A 17,087-nucleotide genomic window follows, 5' to 3' on the forward strand; every position below is an offset into this window, starting at 1 on the left:
GATCACGCGCTTTCCTTGAATTCGGCGTCCCCATCATCGGGACCGCCCATGGAGAGATCGAGAGCGAAACCCTTCGCCCGCGCTTGCTGGCCGGCGACGCTGTTGGCGGCGGGGGTCCTGACACCGAGCTTGCGGCCGGTGAGGGGAGCCGAACTGCGGACAGTGACCTTCGCAGCCGGCGTCCGGGATTGGCGGTCGCCTGCCGCATCGATCTTGAAGAAGGCGATCGACGCCTGCAGTTCTTCGGCTTGGGAGGCGAGTTCCTCGGAAGTTGCAGACATCTCCTCGGAAGCGCCGGCATTCTGCTGCGTCACCCGGTCGAGCTGCTGGATCGCTTCATTGATCTGCGACGCGCCGATATCCTGCTCGCGGCAAGCGGCGCTGATTTCGGAAACCAGTTCGGCCGTCTTGCGGATGTCGGGCACCAGCCGGCCGAGCATGTCGCCGGCGTCCTGGGCAGCCTTGACCGTATCGCCCGACATCGAGCTGATTTCGGCAGCGGCCGACTGGCTGCGTTCGGCAAGCTTGCGCACCTCGGAGGCGACAACCGCAAACCCCTTGCCGTGTTCGCCGGCACGCGCCGCTTCGACGGCGGCGTTGAGCGCCAGAAGATCGGTCTGGCGGGCGATTTCCTGAACGATGCTGATCTTCTCGGCGATGGTCCGCATCGCCTGGACGGCGCGCGACACCGCTTCGCCGCTCATCTCGGCATCCTTGGCCGACTGGCGGGCGATCTTTTCGGTCTGCGCGGCGTTGTCGGCGTTCTGCTTGATGTTGGCGGCCATCTGCTCCATTGAAGCGGAAGCCTCCTCGGCGGAAGCCGCCTGTTCGCTGGCGCCCTGCGACACCTGCTCGGAGCTCGAGGACAGTTCCTGGCTGCCGGCCGAAACATTTTCTGCGGCAGCAGCCGCATCGGCGACGACGCCACGCAGGCGCTCGACCATCTGCTCGAGCGCAATGCCGAGCGTATCCTTCTCCGAAAGCGGCTTCGGTGCGACAGTCAGATCGCCGTCGGCGATCTGCGCCGCAATGTTCGCGGTGATGCGAAGGTTCTCCGTCATGGTGTTGATCATGTTGACCAGATCCTTGATCTCGTCATTGCTTCTGATCTCGACCTTCTGGTTCAGGTCACCGATCGCGACAGCGCTGGCAACGTTCATGATCTTGCGCAAGCCGCTGTTGACGCCGAGCGCAATCCAAAGGGCAGCGGCGAAAGCAATGACGGAAGCCCCGATCGCTACACCGATCAGCGTATTCTTCGTCGAGCTGTAAAGGATGTCTGTGTCGTTATCGGCTTGAGCCATCGCTTTTTGCTGAAGCGTGACGAGCGTCTCGAAAACATCTTCCAACTCCAGGACGAGGCCGCGAACCTCCCCTGAGGAAAGCGCCACGGCCCCTGCCCTGTCGCCGCCTTCCTGGGTAGAGGCGACTCTGTTGGAGCCTTCGTCGAAGCGTTTGGCGAGATCGAGCAGCCTGTCCCAACTGGGCTTGCCCTCGGGAGTTGCGAGCTGTTGGCCGGTTGTCACCAAAGCGATCATTTCATCCACACTCTTTGCGGCATTCTGATAGTGCTTCCTGACCATTTCAGGATCCATCTCCAGAAGGGCGTTCTTCTGCCAACGAACGGCATCGAGCTCGGCGGTCTTCGCTTCCATTGCCAGTTCCAGTCTTTTCGCGGGACCTGCAACAAGGTTGCTGACGGCGTCGTTCAGTGAACTAAGGCTCAAGATTCCATAGACCGCGCTGCCGGCCAGCAAGACTATGACAAAGCCGAAGGCGGCTGCGAGTTTAAGTTTGATCGTAATACGCATCTCAATATTCCTCTCTGAGAGCGAGGCAATAAATATGGTCCAGGCGGCGCGGCATCATGCAGCAAAGAAATTCCGTCAGGCGAAAACCTGTTACAGGGAGAAGTACCGGCACCCCCAAGCGCCGGAAGCGTGTGTCATGGGCCATGTGGCTGGCCCACGACAGTTTCGAACGGAGATAGCGCTCATGCACGTCTCCAGAGGAGCATTCTCCCCAAGGAGAGCGCTAGGCGCTCTCCCTAAACTCGTCGTCAACGGTGTCGGGACCGCCCATTGACATGTCGAGGGCAAACCCTTTCACTCGCGCCTGTTGAGCAGCGACGCTGCCGGCGGCCGGTTTCCTGGCCGCAGGCTTGCGGGCGGCGGGAGCGGGGCTCCGCACCGTCGTCCTGGCCGCCGGCGCGCGATCACGGCGGCTGCCTGCCGTATCGACCTTGAAGAAGGCGATCGACGTCTGCAGTTCTTCAGCCTGGCTCGCGAGCTCTTCCGAGGTAGCGGACATCTGCTCGGAGGCGCCGGCATTCTGCTGCGTTACCTTGTCGAGCTGCTGGATCGCCTCGTTGATCTGCGCCGCGCCGATATCCTGCTCGCGGCAGGCCGCACTGATCTCCGAAACCAGCTCGGCCGTCTTGCGGATGTCGGGCACCAGGCGGCCGAGCATTTCGCCCGCTTCCTGGGCTGCCGTCACGGTGTCGCTCGACATCGAGCTGATTTCGGCCGCCGCCGACTGGCTGCGCTCGGCAAGCTTGCGCACTTCCGAGGCCACGACCGCAAAGCCCTTGCCGTGCTCGCCGGCGCGGGCCGCTTCGACGGCCGCGTTGAGGGCGAGCAGGTCGGTTTGGCGGGCGATTTCCTGGACGATGCCGATCTTCTGGGCGATCGTGCGCATGGCATCGACCGCGCGGGAGACGGCCTCGCCGCTCGCTTCCGCATCCTTGGCGGACTGGCGGGCGATCTTTTCCGTCTGGGCCGCATTGTCGGCATTCTGCTTGATGTTCGAGGCCATCTCTTCCATCGAGGCGGAAGCTTCTTCGGCGGAAGCCGCCTGTTCCGTGGCGCCCTGCGATACCTGCTCGGAGCTTGCCGAAAGCTCCTGGCTGCCGGCCGAAACATTTTCGGCGGCCGAGATCGCGTCGGCGACGACGCCGCGCAACCGCTCGACCATCTGCTCCAGCGCAAGGCCCAAGGCATCCTTGTCGGAGAGGGGCTTCGGGGACACCGTCAGGTCGCCATTGGCGATCTGGTCGGCGATCCCTGCCGTGGTCCTGAGGTTGGCGATCATGCTCTGCATCGCGATGCCGAGCGTATCCTTGTCCGAGAGCGGCTTGGCATCGGTCGTCAGGTCGCCCATGGCGATCTGGTCGGCAAGGGCCGCCGTCGCGCGCAGGTTGGCGGTCATGGTGTTGACGGTATCGATGAGATCCTTGATCTCGTCATTGGTCCTGACGTCGACCTTCTGATTGAGATCGCCGATAGCCACGGCGTTTGCGACGCTCGTGATCTTCCGCAGGCCATTGTTGATTCCGAGCGTGATCCACAAGGCGGCGCCGAGAGCCACGAGCACGGCGATACCCGATGCCGTGGTGAGGATGAGCTTGGTCGAATCGTAAAGCTCGGTATTGGCATGGTCGGTCGCCTGCATGCTCTTGCGCTGGATCTCGATCAGGGAAGTGATCGCGCCAGCCATATCGTCGGTCATCACCCTGAGATCGCCGAGCGAAAGCGCAAGCGCGCCTGCCTTGTCGCCTCTGGCGTCGAGCTGCTGCAGTTCGGCGGATTTTTCGCGGAATTTTCCGCCGATCGCCCGCAGCTTCTCCCAATGGACCTTGCCTTCTGTCGTGGCGATGGCAAGGCCGGCATCGACGGTGTCGAACATGGCCTGCAGGTTCTGGTCGGCTTCCTTGTAAAAGCCGGCGGCGGTCTCGGGATCGGTGGAGAGCAGCGCGTTCTTCTGCGCGCGGATCGCGTTGACTTCGGCAATATTGGCATTCAGCGCCAGCTCCAGGCGGCGCACCGGCCCATCGATCATATCGCCGCTCGCCTCGTTCAAGGTGCCGAGGCTCAGGCTTCCGTAAACTGCGATGCCGATCAGAAGCAGCGTCATGACTGAGAAGGCAAGGCCGAGTTTGAGCTTAATGGTGAAACGCATGTGATACCCCGTTCTATGCGCAAAACGATTGGATAGAGAGACGTTCCGGTCCAAGGAACGCCGAACTTCAGAGTGATGTGTCTGAAAGGGGGAAAGCGACTACATTCACTTCCCGGCGGCCGGACATCTATCGGTCGCAGCGCCAACGCCTACACGCGTTGGGATATTTCCCGCCTCGGGCCACCAGGGCAGCCCGAGGGATCACATGAAGGCGAAGGCTGAGGCGCTTCACCCGGGAGAATGCTCGGCACTCTCCTCCAAGAGGCGCATTTATGCGCTCTCTCTGAAATCGTCGTCGCCGTCGTCAGGACCGCCCATCGACATGTCGAGAGCGAAGCCCTTGAGGCGCTGCTGCTGGGCCGAAACCGTCTGGCCGCGGCCCTGGCTTTGGGCGTGCGGAGCAGGCTTGCGGGCAACGGCCGGAGCCTTGATCACCTTGGCCGGGCCTTTCGGCTGCGTCTTCTGGGCACCGGGCCGTGCGCTGCCTGCCGTATCGACCTTGAAGAAGGCGATCGACGTCTGCAGTTCTTCGGCCTGGCTCGCGAGTTCTTCCGAGGTAGCGGACATCTGCTCGGAAGCACCGGCATTCTGCTGCGTCACCTTGTCGAGTTGCTGGATCGCCTCGTTGATCTGGGAGGCGCCGATATCCTGCTCGCGGCAGGCGGCGCTGATCTCGGAGACGAGTTCCGCCGTCTTGCGGATGTCGGGCACCAGACGGCCGAGCATCTCACCGGCATCGGCGGCGGCCTTGACGGTATCACCCGACATCGAGCTGATTTCGGCGGCGGCCGACTGGCTGCGTTCGGCAAGCTTGCGCACTTCCGAAGCGACGACCGCAAAACCCTTGCCGTGCTCGCCGGCGCGTGCTGCTTCCACAGCCGCGTTGAGTGCGAGAAGGTCGGTCTGGCGGGCGATTTCCTGGACGATGCTGATCTTCTGGGCGATCGTACGCATGGCATCGACAGCGCGCGTGACGGCTTCGCCACTGGCTTCCGCATCCTTGGCGGACTGGCGGGCGATCTTTTCGGTCTGCGCGGCGTTGTCGGCGTTCTGCTTGATGTTGGCGGCCATCTGCTCCATTGAAGCGGAAGCCTCCTCGGCGGAAGCCGCCTGTTCCGTGGCGCCCTGCGATACCTGCTCGGAGCTTGCCGAGAGCTGCTGGCTGCCGGACGAGACGTTTTCGGCGGCCGAAAGCGCGTCGGCGACGACGCCACGCAGGCGTTCGATCATGATGTTGACGTTGCCCAGAAGTTCGCCGATTTCGTCATGGCTGGTGATGTCGGCCATCTTCGTCAGATTGCCTTCCGCCACTTCGCGAACCACGGTGTTGGCGCGGCTGAGACCCTTGCTGATCGTGCTGGCAATCCAGAAGGCCGTAATCGCGGCAATCAGCAGTGCAACGGCAGCGACGGCGATCATCGTCGTGCGTGTCGTCGCATACTGCTGGTCGGCCTCGGCGTCGGCACTCTTCATGCGCTGCTTTTCAAGAGCCAGAATTTCGGCGAGCGTCGAGTCGATATCGTTGGCCGCGGCACGCGCCGCCGTGATGGAGACGGTGTTTGCCCCCTCGGCATTGCCGGCCTTCAGATAGTCGCGGATCTGGTCGTCGGCTGCATTGAAAGCCTTGGAAAGCTCGGCGATGCGCGCCCAACGAGCCTTGCCTTCTTCCGTCGCGAGCCCCAGCACATGGTTGAAGGCCTCGCTGAAATCCTTGCGAGCCTGGTTGCCCTTGTCGATCGCACCGGCGCTTTCTTCGGGTGTGCGGGCGGTCAGCAGGTTCTTCTGCTGGCGGATGGCTTCGAGCTGCGCGATGTTGATCTGCTGCGCAAGGTCGAGGCGGGCCGCCGGGCCGGCAAGAAGATTGCCGATCGTATCGTTCAGCGACCCCAGGCTAAAGATACCGTAAGCGGCGGTGCCCAAAAGCATGAGGATGATAAAGGTGAACGCAGTCACCAGTTTCGTCTTGATTGTCAGTCGCATGGTCCAAAACCCCCGTTGAATTCATCCGGCGTCAATTGACGGCCCCCGCCGCGTCATGCCTGGATGAAAAAATCGCCTGCAGGTTCGGGAGAATGATGAACTCTCCGCCCCTCTTCACCAGGCAGTTGATGTAGTCGGCGCGCCAGCGCATGCCGACGCTCGGCGGAGCCTCGCTCGCCGTCTTGGCAAGCGTCGTCACCTCGTTCACCTTGTCGGTTCTGAGGCCGACGAGCGTCGGCTCACCGTGCAGATCGATCTCGATGACGATGAAACGGCTGTCGATCGTGGCCTCTGCCGCCTCCATCCCGAAGGCGAGGCGCAGGTCGGCGAGTGGAATGACCTTGCCGCGAAAGTTGATGACGCTCGCGACGAAGGGCTGGCTGCCCGGCACCGCGGTTTCCGGAAGCAGGTCCAGGATTTCCTGGACGATGACCGCTTCCAGCGCGAAGGTCTCGCCGTTGAGATCGAAGGTCAGGACCTCGACTTCCTCGGCATAGCTCCAGTGATTGTCAAATCGTTCGACTGTTGCTGCTGCGCTCATCCTGCTACCCGCAATTGCGCCTCCTGTTGCTGACCCGCGGCAACCAGGTGCCCGACGTCGAGAATGAGGGCGACGCTGCCGTCGCCGAGAATGGTCGCGCCCGAGAAGGTCGCCACGTTGTCGTGCAGTTTCGACATCGACTTGATGACCGTCTGGTGGTCGCCGATGATCTGGTCGACGACGAGGCCGACGCGCTCCGTGCCGGTCGAGATCACCACGACCTTCTGATGCACGTCGGGTTTCGTGCCGGTGCGGAAGAGATCGCGCAGGCGCAGGAACGGCACCAGGCTGTCACGCAGCGAGATGAAGCTGCGGCCGCGCGAGCGGAGATCTTCCTCGAGCGACAGTTCGAGGCATTCCTCGACCGCCGAGAGCGGAATGACGTAGCGGCCGGAACCGACACGCACCAGCAGGCCGTCGATGATGGCAAGCGTCAGCGGTATGCGCAGCGACACTTCCGAACCCTGACCCGGCACGCTGACGATATCGATTGCGCCGCGCAGCGCCTCGACCGTCTTCTTGACGACGTCCATGCCGACGCCGCGCCCGGACAGATTGGTGATCGCCGCGGCCGTCGAGAAGCCGGGAGCGAAGATCAGTTGCAGCAGCTCCGAGTCCGAAAGCGGCTGACCGGGATGGATCAGCCCTGAGGATTCGGCCTTGGCGCGGACCCGTTCACGATTGATGCCCCGGCCGTCGTCCTTGATCGAAATGATTACCTCGCCGCCGGCTTGGCGGGCCGAAAGCGTCACGGTGCCCGCTTTGGCCTTGCCGGCAGCCAGGCGATCGGCAGGCATTTCCAAGCCATGATCGATCGAGTTGCGCACCAGATGCACCAGGGGATCGGCCAGGCGCTCGATGACCGTCTTGTCGACCTCGGTCGTTTCGCCCTCCGTCACCAGTTCGATCACCTTGCCGGTCTCGCGGGCGAGATCGTGGACGAGGCGGCGGAAGCGCGAGAAGAGGGTTGCGACCGGCACCATGCGCAGCACCATCATCGTGTCGCGCAGTTCGCCGGAAAGGCGTTCGATTTCTTCCGAGACGGAGCGCAGCGCGATATCGGTGCTGGCGCTCGCAAGCTGGCTGAGGCGCGATTGCGCGATGACGAGCTCGCCGACGCGGTCCATCAGTTCGTCCAGGCGTTCGGCCGGAACGCGTACGTTCTCGGCGGCCTTCGCCTGGCTTGCGGCAGCGGGCGCCTCGCGCCTGACCGGAACCGCCTCGACCGGGCGGAACTCCGGCACCACAGCCGGCGGAACCGGGATCGTCATTGCTGCAGCGACAGGAGCAGCCGCCGGCTTTGCTTCGACAGCAGCGGCGGTTGCCGTTGCCGCGCCGTCGATCTCCTCGACGCTGAGTTCCATGTCGTCGAGCACGAAGATGAAGACGTCGTCGATCGCCGACCGGTCCTGCTCGCTGGTCAGCGTCACATCCCAGGAAACGTAGAGTTCCGTCGGAGTGAGCCCGTCGAGAGGCGGAATGGCCGAAGTGTCGGCGCGCACGGTGCATTCGCCGAGATCACGCAGCTCGTCCAGAAGGCCGAGAGGATTGGTGCCGTTGGCCATCGAATTGGCCGGCAGGCTGAAGCGAATGCGCCAGCTGTTCCTCTTCTTTGCCGGAACTTCGCGCACCGATGCGGGAGCGGCAGCAGCCGCTGCTGCGGGTGCCGCAGCCTTGCCGCCGACGGCAGCCTGCAGCTGCGCCAGAAGCTTATGCCCGATATCCCCGTGATCGGCGTCCGGCTGATCGACGAGGGCTCGCATGTGGTCCTGGGCGGCAAGAACCGCGGCGACGAGTTCACTGGTCGCCCCGACCTCGCCCTTGCGGACGCGGTCGAAGGCTGTTTCGCAATGATGGGTGAAGGCGGCGAGCGCCTCGAAGCCGAACATCGCGCCCGAGCCCTTGAGCGTGTGAAGCCCACGGAACACGGCGTCGACGAGATCCTTGTTGTCGAGATCGTGAGTGAGGTCGAGAAGGCCGGTCTCGATCGCTTCGAGGCATTCGGCAGCTTCCATGCGGAAGACGGCGACGGGATCGAGCGTGCTCATCTTCCTAAGACCTTCTTGACGATCTTGACGAGGCTTTCCGGATCGAACGGCTTGGTCAGCCAGCCGGTCGCGCCGGCCGCCTTGGCGCGGGCCTTGAGATCGGCATCCGATTCCGTCGTCAGGAAGATGATCGGGACGCCTGCCTGGCCCGGCAGCTTGCGCAGCTCCTCGATCATCGTCAGCCCGTCCATGACGGGCATGTTGAGATCAGTCACGATCAGATCGAAGCTGCCGCCCTTGGCCGCGGCAAGGCCCTCTGCCCCGTTGACCGCCTCGGTGACGCTGTAGCCGGCATTCGTCAGCGTGACCTTGGTGGTCAGGCGGATGCTGGCGGAATCATCTACGGTCAGGATATTTGCACTCATAACGTCACCTCTTTATGCAACCAGAAATTTAAGTCTTCTTGATCGAAGGATTCTATAAAACCTGCGCGCTCAAGTACCTTCAGGACCGAGCCGCTGGCCGGCGAAGAAAGTTTGAACGTCTTTCCCTTGGCCTTTGCTTGACGACGCGAGGATTCGAGGAGTTGAACGAAACTCAGATCCGCTTCCGCGCCTTCGGGAATGCTGAGAGTAACTGCATCTCGACTGCGAAATTCATCAGTAATCTTGGAATATAATTCGGACGAATTGCGAATACTCAGCGCCTCCGGCAAATTTATAGATTCGTAATATTGTTTTGGAGTACCCAACGCAGCCCCCTCGGCCAGAGAAATACTTGATGACCCTAAGAGGACTCTCACGGCAGCGTTAATGGCGGGTAAACAGCGGTTGTATGAAACTGTCGTATAACGAGTCCCATGACTCCCAATTCTCATCGGGGATAAGTTGTATTTCCCCCTCAGCAATGGGAATTAAGCAAAGAAAAACAGCAAGTTGGACAATAATTGCCGGCTATGTGGTCTCGCACGGAGCGTCGTCCACATCTTTCGTTAATCACAACGCAGGCGAGTCTGGCGCGTTTACCGGTCGTTTCCATCCTGCCCGTAAAAATAGAGTCAAATTGCCTGTGTTTTAAGAAAAGGTATAAAGTTGGCACACGCTCAGGTATCACCGCACGCTGCAGCCTACACACCGGGACGGGACGTCAGCCAGAGCCTTGAATCCGCCCGCAGTCAGGTCGAGGAACGTTTTCTTGAAGGCGGAACGGTGCTGCTGTCGGTGATGGATGTTCTCAACCGGCTATTGAATTCTCTCGAAAGCGTCACCACGGCGCTCGACAACAAGGAGTCGAGCGATACCGGTGCCGATCTCCGCGCAACGGTGGAAAGCCTGACGGCACTGCCGGTCACCGAGGAAAACCGCCAGCAGGCGCTCGTCTCGCTTGCGCAGACCGGCAGGGATCTGCGCAAGCACGTCGCCGACATGCAGGAGACGATGCGTTATCTCAGAACCTTCGCCGTGACCGTAAAGATAACGGGCGCGGGCCTTCCCGAATTCGCCGGCTTCGCCCAGGAAATTCTGGAGCGCATCTATTCCGGCACCGATGAGGTCAACCGTTTCGCCACCCATCTCGACAGCCTCGAGAAAGAGGTCAAGCTCGCCGCCTCGCTCGGCGCCAGCGTTTCCCGAGGTTATGCCGATACCGTTCCGGCTGTCGCCGCGGCGCTGCGCGACGATGCCGCCAAGATCGCCGGGCACCGCAAGGATCTGGGCGTCGTTGCCCGCGAAGTCGGTGCGATTGCCCGCGGCGTCCAGGCCAAGGTCGCCTCGACATTATCCGCCCTGCAGATCGGCGACATCACCCGCCAGCGCATCGAGCATGTACAGGCGACGTTTTCGCTGCTCGAGGATTTCTTTGCCGGCGAGGAGGGCTCCAGGCTCGACGCCGGCGCGCGCCGGCGCCTCCAGAACGTCATTCATCATCTGACCGCGGCGCAGATGAGCGAGATGTGCGCCGATTTCCAGCGGGATTCGGAAAACGTCGTGAAGACGATCGCAAGCTTCGACCACGACATGCGGGAAATTCTCAAGCTGCGCGATCAGATGAGCGGCGCGGGCGGCGAGGCCGACGGCAACTTCATGCGTGCGCTCGAATCGAGCGTTTCCGCCGCCCATGAGATCGTCAAGCAGGTCGACACGGCGAGCCGGCAGGCCGACACGGTGAGCCAGTCGACAATCGGCACGGCCGCCAAGCTCTTCGAAGCGATCGGCAACATCCGCGCCGTCAAGACCGATATCCACTATATGGCTTTGAACACCAACCTGCGTTGCAGCCGCTTGGGCGAGGAAGGCAAGTCGATCAACGTCGTCACCGCCGAACTGCGCATCTTCGCCGGCAAGCTCGACGATTCCGCCGACGCCATCGTCAACGGCCTGCCGGCGCTCGAAGCCGCGGCCGGCCGCGTCGCCCCCGCCACCGATGCCGGAGCCGGCGGCCTGGACGAGAGCCTGACGGCGGCCGTCGACAACATCCGCTCAGCCGCCAACGTGATGGAAAATGAGCTGAAGGCGCTTGCCGAGAACGGCCGCGAGGTCGCCACCAAGATCAGCCTGCTGATCGGCAAGCTCGATTTCCAGCATGATCTCGGCGACGTCCTTGCCCGCTCTGCCAATCTGCTCGAAAACGTCGCCGGTGCGGAGGTCGCCGATATCTCCGATCTCGCGGAGACGATCGCGCCGCTCGACCGCAAGATCTTCAAGCTCTACACGATGGTCCAGGAGCGCAACACCCATCGCGGCATCATCCCGGCGGGCAACGACGATACCCCGGCTCCCGTCGAGACCGCCAAAACCGAAGACGACGAGGACCTTTTCGCCGACGCGCTTTTCTGATTCACGCCGCCTGGGAGCGGCAAGCGCTTTAAACTGACAGGCGAGGCCGCTTGCCTGTCGTCAGAGGCGAAGAACGATCGCTATCGCCGCCGGAACTTGTTGGCCGCGTCGATCGCCGCCTTCTGCTGATCGTCCTCGATGCCGAGATAGAAGTCCTCGAGCGAGGGATCGGAAAGCCCGGCACGGCGCGACAGCACGTACCATTTCGCCGCCTCGATCGGATTGGGCGGCGTGCCGATGGCGTTGATGTAGAGATGGGCGAGCTTGTTCTGCGCGACGACGTTACCGCCATTGGCGGCAAGCTTCAGCCATTCGAAACCCTTGACGTAATCCTTCGGCCCGCCGACGCCGTTAACCAGCCAGATGCCGAGATCGAGCTGGGCCGTGTCGAAGCCGGCACGCGCGGCGCGCACCATCCACTCGCGGGCGAGTTGCTTCTTTTCCTCCGGCAGGTCTTTTAGCGTCGCATAGATCTGCGCCACGGCATATTGCGAATCGGCAATGCCCTGCTCGGCCGATTTCTCGTAGAAGGGCAGCGCGAGCTTCAGGCCTTTTTCACCGGGATTGTCGGCGACGAGAAGCTGCGCCCAGTTGAATTCCGCCGATGGATTGCCGGCCTCGGCCGCCTTGTGCATGTAGCCGTCCGCCTTGGCCTTGTCACGCGGCACACCCTGGCCTTCCATCAGCATCAACGCATATTTGAACATGGCCGCCGCATCGCCGCCCTCGGCCGCCTTGCCATACCAGAAGGCGGCGTTCTTCACGTCCTTCTTGACGCCGAGGCCTTGCGACAGGATCTCGCCGATCAGCGTCTGCGCCGCCGGATCGCCGAGCTGGGCGCGCGGCAGCGCCTTATCCATCGCGGTCAGGTAATAGCCGCGCTGATAGGCACCGTAAGCCTCGTCGACCGGCCCCTTGTAATCCTTCTCGGGCGGCAGATCGGGCAGCTTTGCCCCCATGCGGTCGAATACGCCGACGCCATCGGAAGGCTTTACCTCCCCGCCGTCGAGCCGGTCGGTGCGGAAGGTCGACGCCGGTGCCGTGCCCGGCTGGCTGATGACGCTGTCGGGCGCCTGCGCCAGGACGATATCCGGCCCGGCCGCCGTGAAGGCGACCATGCTGGCGAGGGAATATTTCAAAAGGCGGGCGGGCGGGATCGGCATGAGCGGGATTTCAATCCTCAAACCGTGGCGCTTTTTCGTCAAGCAGGGCGTTGATCTCGGCAACGATGGACGGCGCCCGGCCGGCTTCGCCGAAAACCGCCAGCCGCAGCGCCACGAACTCCGCCCCGGTTTCGGCGACCGCGAGCGCCGATGCGGGATCGGTGCCGCCCATGACGATGCAGGGGATCTCGATCATCGAGGCCCACCATTCGCCGAGCGCGAGGTTTTTCGGATGCGCTTCCGGCTTGATATCCCCGTCGAGCTTGCCGAAAAAGATATAGTCCGGCCTGGCCTCGCCGATCTCCAGCGCCGTATGCCGGTCGGCCGCATTGCCGCCGCCGACGATCAGCTTCGGCGCATGCTTGTCGATCGCCTCCGAAAGCGCCTCCGCATTGGCAGAAAGGTGCAGGCCGTCCGCCTTTGCCCGCCCCGCCACACGGCTGTCGCCAGCAATCAGCGCCGCAGCACCTGCATCCTGGATCACCGGCACCAGCTTCTCGGCATGTTTCTGGAAGGTCCCGTCGTCGAGCCCGTATTGCGGCACGATCACGGAAGCGACGTCGCCGCCCTTCAGCGCGTCGGCGACGATCTTTGCCTGTTCATCGGCATCGGCGATATCAGGCACGATGAGCACAAGGCGGCAGCGATTTTCCGGTTCGGTCATGAGGTCTTCCCGTTTCCTGCGAATTCCCTTTGAAAGGGCGGATCCGCACTCGTTTTGTGTGAGTAGTTCCGTTAGAGGAGGCTTGCAAGAGGAGGACGTCGAAAGCATGCCGCAGGATCTGTCATTCTACTACGCCGCCGTGCCCGCCGTTCTGCTGGTAGGGCTCGCGAAAGGCGGCATGGGCGACGCTTTGTCGCTGATCGGCCTGCCTTTTCTCGCCCTCGTCGTCTCGCCGGTCGAGGCAGCGGCGATCCTGCTGCCGATCCTGGTCTTCATGGACATGATCTCGCTCGTCATCTGGCGCAAGCACGGCGACTGGGCGACGCTGAAAATCATGCTGCCCGGGGCCATCTTCGGCATCGGCCTCGGCTGGGCGACATCGGCGCTCGTTCCGGGCAATATTCTGCGCATCGTCATCGGCGCGGTGACCATCCTCTTCTGCCTGCGCTATTTCTGGAACAATTTCGGGCCCGGCGTCGGCAAGGTGATCCCGCCGCGCGGCCAGCGGCCGGTCGCGGCCGGCTTCTGGGGCGCGTTTTCAGGTTACGGCAGCTTCGTCGCCCATGCCGGCGGCCCGCCCTTCCAGATCTATGCCCTGCCGCTCAAACTACAGCCGCGCGAATATACCGGCACCAGCGTCCGCTTCTTCGCGATCCTCAATGCCATCAAGCTCATTCCCTATTTCGCGCTCGGCCAGCTCGGCACGCAGAACCTTGCGACCTCGGCGACCCTTCTGCCCTTTGCTCCGCTCGCCACCCTTGCCGGCGCCTGGTGCGTGCGGCGCATGAAGCCGGAGATCTTCTATCCCTTCATGTATGCGATGGCCTTGATCGCCGCTTTCCTGATCGTGCGTGAAGGCCTTGCCGGCTGGTAAAGGCCGCAGCTCGCTGCAATGCACAATTTCCTTGCTGGAACGGCTGGTTTGACGTAGCTTTCCCGGCATGTCGAACACGGACCCTTTCTCTGCGATTGCCGATCCGAACCGGCGGTTTCTGCTGGAGGAGTTGCGCCGTGCGCCACGCACGGTCAACGAGCTCGCCGAAGGCCTGCCGATCAGCCGACCGGCCGTGTCGCAGCATCTGAAGGCGCTGCTCGACAGCAACCTCGTCTCGGTGACGTCGGAAGGCACGAAGCGCATCTACACGGTCAACAACCGCGGCTTCGACAAGCTCAATTTATGGCTGGATCAGTTCTGGGCCTGATACGCACCCCGCAACCTGTGGGCACAATGCGAATTGCGTGAACCATTATGAGGCGCATCTCGCAAAAGCGCCAGCCGCGATACCCCAAGCATCGGACTGGCGCAATTCTGGTGTCAAATCACCGGGTCTTGCAGATTTTAGGCGGAATGGATTGGTTTTACCTCTTCTAACGCAAGATGATCGCCCGGCGACTCTTGGGAAGATTAATGGACGGATGACTTGAGACGCTGAATCTCGTCCTTGATGCGCAGCTTACGGCGCTTGCATTCGGCAATTTCGGTATCAGAAATAGAGGGAGCTGTCCTGAGCGCGTGCAACTCCTCCTCGAGTGCTACATGCTTCTTCTGGAGTGATTCAAGATGAGCTTCAACTGTCATTTGACCCTTCCTTCCTCTTACCTTTCCCCGACCATCTTCGTTGGGGACCAAGGTGTCAACCGCCGGACTGTGACACATTTTTGAAGGCTTGTCGAAGGCCAAAAGATGGAGATGAGATGGCAAATTCATGATCAAGACTAACTAGCCGTTACCCGTATTTGATGATAGGAGCTTGCGGAAATCATCGGCAGATCGGACAAGATCCGAGGACGATAACGGGGAATGCATATGGCCGATCAGGAACAGGCGGAAATCAGGCTCATGGTGGCGCGTCTGCGTCAGGAGCACGAGGATTTCGACGCCGCGATCAATGCCATGATCGAAACCGGATGCGACGCTCTGCGAATCCAGCGCATGAAGAAGAAGAAGCTGGTCATCAAGGACAAGCTCTCGAAACTGGAAGACCAGATCGTCCCTGACATCATCGCCTGAGAGGAACGGCCTAGAGATGACAGACAGACCGCCCGTCGCCATTATCATGGGCAGCCAATCGGATTGGGAGACCATGAAGAATGCGGCCGACACGCTGGAAGCCCTAGAGATCCCTTATGATGCGCGCATCATGTCAGCGCACCGCACGCCCGAGCGCATGATGAATTTCGCCAAGGGCGCGCGCGCGGAGGGCTTCAAGGTCATCATCGCCGGCGCCGGCGGCGCAGCACACCTACCGGGCATGACGGCATCGATGACGCCGCTGCCGGTCTTCGGCGTGCCGGTCCAGTCGAAAACCATGTCCGGCCAGGACAGCCTTCTTTCCATCGTGCAGATGCCGGCCGGCATTCCTGTGGGAACGCTCGCCATCGGCAGGGCGGGCGCGGTCAACGCCGCCCTTCTCGCCGCAGCCGTGCTTGCCCTCTCCGACGAGGAAATCGCCGAGCGTCTCGACGAATGGCGCGAGCGCCAGAGTGCCGCCGTCGCCGAATATCCAATGGACGACCAATGACCATAGCAACGATCGGCATTATCGGCGGCGGCCAGCTCGGCCGCATGCTGGCGATTGCCGCCGCGAGACTGAATTTCCGCACGATCATCCTTGAGCCGCAGGCCCATTGCCCGGCCGCCCAGCTCGCCAACCGGCAGATCGTCGCCGCCTATGACGACCCGGCGGCGCTCGCCGAACTGGCGGAAGCCTGCGATGTCGTCACCTACGAATTCGAGAACGTGCCCGTCGCAGCCGCCGAAGCGCTCTCGGCAAGCATTGCCGTCTATCCGCCTGCGAAAGCGCTGGAAGCCGCCCAGGATCGGCTCGTCGAAAAGCGCTTCCTCAACGGCTGCGGCATATCGACCGCCCGCTTTCATGCGGTCGACAGCCAGGCCGATCTCCAAGCCGCGCTGAAAGATTTCGGCGGCCAGGGTGTCTTGAAGACGCGCCGCCTCGGTTATGACGGCAAGGGTCAGAAGGTTTTCCGCTCGCCGGCCGATAGTCCCGACGGCGCCTATGCCGCTCTCGGCTCCGTGCCGCTGATCCTCGAAAGCTTCGTCGCCTTCGAGCGCGAGGTCTCGATCATCGCCGCGCGCGCTGCCGATGGGACGGTCGTCTGCTTCGATCCTGCCGAGAATGTCCACCGCAACGGCATCCTCCACACCTCGACGGTTCCCGCAACGCTCTCTGCACAAACGGCGGACGCCGCCCGCCAGGCGGCCGAAAAGATCCTTGCCGCCTTGAACTATGTCGGCGTCATCGGCATCGAATTCTTCGTGCTCGCCGATGGCGGCCTGATCGCCAACGAGATGGCCCCGCGCGTGCACAATTCCGGCCACTGGACGGAAGCCGCCTGCGTCGTCAGCCAGTTCGAGCAGCATATCCGCGCCGTCGCCGGCCTGCCGCTCGGCAATGCCGACCGCCATTCCGACTGCGTCATGCAGAACCTGATCGGCGACGATATCCTTGCCGTTCCCGACTGGCTGCGCCGCCCCGATACGCTGGTTCATCTCTACGGAAAGACGGAGTGGCGCACCGGCCGCAAGATGGGGCATGTCACCACCTTGACGCCTAAATCGCCGATTTCCCGGTGAGAAAACGCGGCCAAGTCCCGGGAAAAACACCGTCACGCGGTTGACATGGTGGAGGTGACGGGGTATCTGCTCCCCCACCTAAGAGCGCGCCCCGACGGCGCGCTTTTCATTGTTAAAGATCAACATCGCGGATCACAAAAATGAAGATCAAGAATTCGCTCAAGTCGCTCAAGGCGCGTCACCGTGACAACCGTCTGGTTCGCCGCAAGGGCCGCATCTACATCATCAACAAGCTGAACCCGCGTTACAAGGCTCGCCAGGGCTGAGTTCGCGCGTCCGGATCGCCTTGCCGCGCAAACCGCGCCTGCAACCATATCCGGTGGGTCGCTACGGTGATCACGTCAAATTTGTTTGATCTTCGGCGT

17 protein-coding genes are annotated in these 17,087 nt (G+C 62.3%); 7 read left to right on the forward strand and 10 right to left on the reverse strand.

Going from position 1 to position 17,087, the window contains the following annotated elements:
* Positions 1-2: 2 nt before the first annotated feature.
* The 7 genes from QD408_RS05820 to QD408_RS05850 all read right to left on the reverse strand — a co-directional run bounded on the left by QD408_RS05820 (position 3) and on the right by QD408_RS05850 (position 9,217).
* Entirely contained in the window at positions 3-1,811 is a 1,809-nt protein-coding gene (locus tag QD408_RS05820) for a methyl-accepting chemotaxis protein (protein ID WP_414138639.1), read from the reverse strand.
* Positions 1,812-2,034: 223 nt separating this feature from the next.
* Positions 2,035-3,957, reverse strand: a complete 1,923-nt coding sequence (locus tag QD408_RS05825; RefSeq protein WP_088683136.1) for a methyl-accepting chemotaxis protein — start codon at positions 3,955-3,957, stop codon at positions 2,035-2,037.
* Between the two features lie 270 nt (positions 3,958-4,227).
* A complete protein-coding gene (locus tag QD408_RS05830; protein ID WP_414138640.1) occupies positions 4,228-5,937 on the reverse strand; it encodes a methyl-accepting chemotaxis protein in 1,710 nt (569 codons plus the stop codon).
* A gap of 31 nt (positions 5,938-5,968) precedes the next feature.
* Positions 5,969-6,478 (reverse strand): chemotaxis protein CheW, encoded by a 510-nt coding sequence (locus tag QD408_RS05835; protein ID WP_414138641.1) that lies wholly within the window; start codon positions 6,476-6,478, stop codon positions 5,969-5,971.
* A complete protein-coding gene (locus QD408_RS05840; RefSeq protein WP_414138642.1) occupies positions 6,475-8,526 on the reverse strand; it encodes a chemotaxis protein CheA in 2,052 nt (683 codons plus the stop codon). The genes QD408_RS05835 and QD408_RS05840 overlap by 4 nt, the downstream gene beginning before the upstream one ends.
* Positions 8,523-8,891, reverse strand: a complete 369-nt coding sequence (locus QD408_RS05845) for a response regulator (RefSeq protein WP_088683140.1) — start codon at positions 8,889-8,891, stop codon at positions 8,523-8,525. The genes QD408_RS05840 and QD408_RS05845 overlap by 4 nt, the downstream gene beginning before the upstream one ends.
* Complete coding sequence (locus QD408_RS05850; RefSeq protein WP_088683141.1) at positions 8,888-9,217, reverse strand: STAS domain-containing protein; 330 nt, start codon at positions 9,215-9,217, stop codon at positions 8,888-8,890. The genes QD408_RS05845 and QD408_RS05850 overlap by 4 nt, the downstream gene beginning before the upstream one ends.
* 340 nt (positions 9,218-9,557) lie before the next feature.
* Here QD408_RS05850 and QD408_RS05855 point away from each other — a divergent pair, with 340 nt between their 5' ends.
* The gene (locus tag QD408_RS05855; protein WP_088683142.1) at positions 9,558-11,300 is read left to right on the forward strand and encodes a methyl-accepting chemotaxis protein; all 1,743 of its coding nucleotides are present in this window, start codon (positions 9,558-9,560) and stop codon (positions 11,298-11,300) included.
* Between the two features lie 80 nt (positions 11,301-11,380).
* Here QD408_RS05855 and QD408_RS05860 read toward each other — a convergent pair whose 3' ends face one another.
* Positions 11,381-12,463: a tetratricopeptide repeat protein gene (locus QD408_RS05860; protein ID WP_088683143.1), complete on the reverse strand. Its 1,083-nt coding sequence runs from the start codon at positions 12,461-12,463 to the stop codon at positions 11,381-11,383.
* Between the two features lie 10 nt (positions 12,464-12,473).
* The gene (locus QD408_RS05865) at positions 12,474-13,127 is read right to left on the reverse strand and encodes a thiamine phosphate synthase (protein ID WP_088683144.1); all 654 of its coding nucleotides are present in this window, start codon (positions 13,125-13,127) and stop codon (positions 12,474-12,476) included.
* A gap of 106 nt (positions 13,128-13,233) precedes the next feature.
* On the opposite strand from QD408_RS05865, the gene QD408_RS05870 reads away from it, so the two are divergent.
* Together QD408_RS05870 and QD408_RS05875 are read left to right on the forward strand one after the other, a co-directional pair.
* Positions 13,234-14,001, forward strand: coding sequence for a sulfite exporter TauE/SafE family protein (locus QD408_RS05870; RefSeq protein ID WP_414138643.1), 768 nt, complete (start codon positions 13,234-13,236; stop codon positions 13,999-14,001).
* 67 nt (positions 14,002-14,068) lie between these two features.
* Positions 14,069-14,329: an ArsR/SmtB family transcription factor gene (locus tag QD408_RS05875; RefSeq protein WP_003542830.1), complete on the forward strand. Its 261-nt coding sequence runs from the start codon at positions 14,069-14,071 to the stop codon at positions 14,327-14,329.
* 203 nt (positions 14,330-14,532) lie between these two features.
* Here the strand turns inward: QD408_RS05875 and QD408_RS05880 are convergent, their stop codons facing one another.
* A complete protein-coding gene (locus QD408_RS05880) occupies positions 14,533-14,706 on the reverse strand; it encodes a YdcH family protein (protein ID WP_008533139.1) in 174 nt (57 codons plus the stop codon).
* A 228-nt stretch (positions 14,707-14,934) separates the two neighbouring features.
* Between QD408_RS05880 and QD408_RS05885 the strand changes: the two genes are divergently transcribed.
* The 4 genes from QD408_RS05885 (at position 14,935) to ykgO (ending at position 16,988) form a co-directional block, all read left to right on the forward strand.
* Positions 14,935-15,138 (forward strand): YdcH family protein, encoded by a 204-nt coding sequence (locus QD408_RS05885; protein ID WP_010028538.1) that lies wholly within the window; start codon positions 14,935-14,937, stop codon positions 15,136-15,138.
* A 16-nt stretch (positions 15,139-15,154) separates the two neighbouring features.
* Positions 15,155-15,649, forward strand: a complete 495-nt coding sequence (gene purE / locus QD408_RS05890) for a 5-(carboxyamino)imidazole ribonucleotide mutase (RefSeq protein WP_088683145.1) — start codon at positions 15,155-15,157, stop codon at positions 15,647-15,649.
* Complete coding sequence (locus tag QD408_RS05895; RefSeq protein WP_414138644.1) at positions 15,646-16,722, forward strand: 5-(carboxyamino)imidazole ribonucleotide synthase; 1,077 nt, start codon at positions 15,646-15,648, stop codon at positions 16,720-16,722. The genes purE and QD408_RS05895 overlap by 4 nt, the downstream gene beginning before the upstream one ends.
* A 140-nt stretch (positions 16,723-16,862) precedes the next feature.
* Positions 16,863-16,988, forward strand: coding sequence for a type B 50S ribosomal protein L36 (gene ykgO, locus QD408_RS05900; protein WP_003582204.1), 126 nt, complete (start codon positions 16,863-16,865; stop codon positions 16,986-16,988).
* The last annotated feature ends 99 nt before the right edge of the window (positions 16,989-17,087 follow it).

The organism is Rhizobium sp. BR 249 (assembly GCF_047445895.1).
Classification (GTDB): Bacteria; Pseudomonadota; Alphaproteobacteria; order Rhizobiales; family Rhizobiaceae; genus Rhizobium.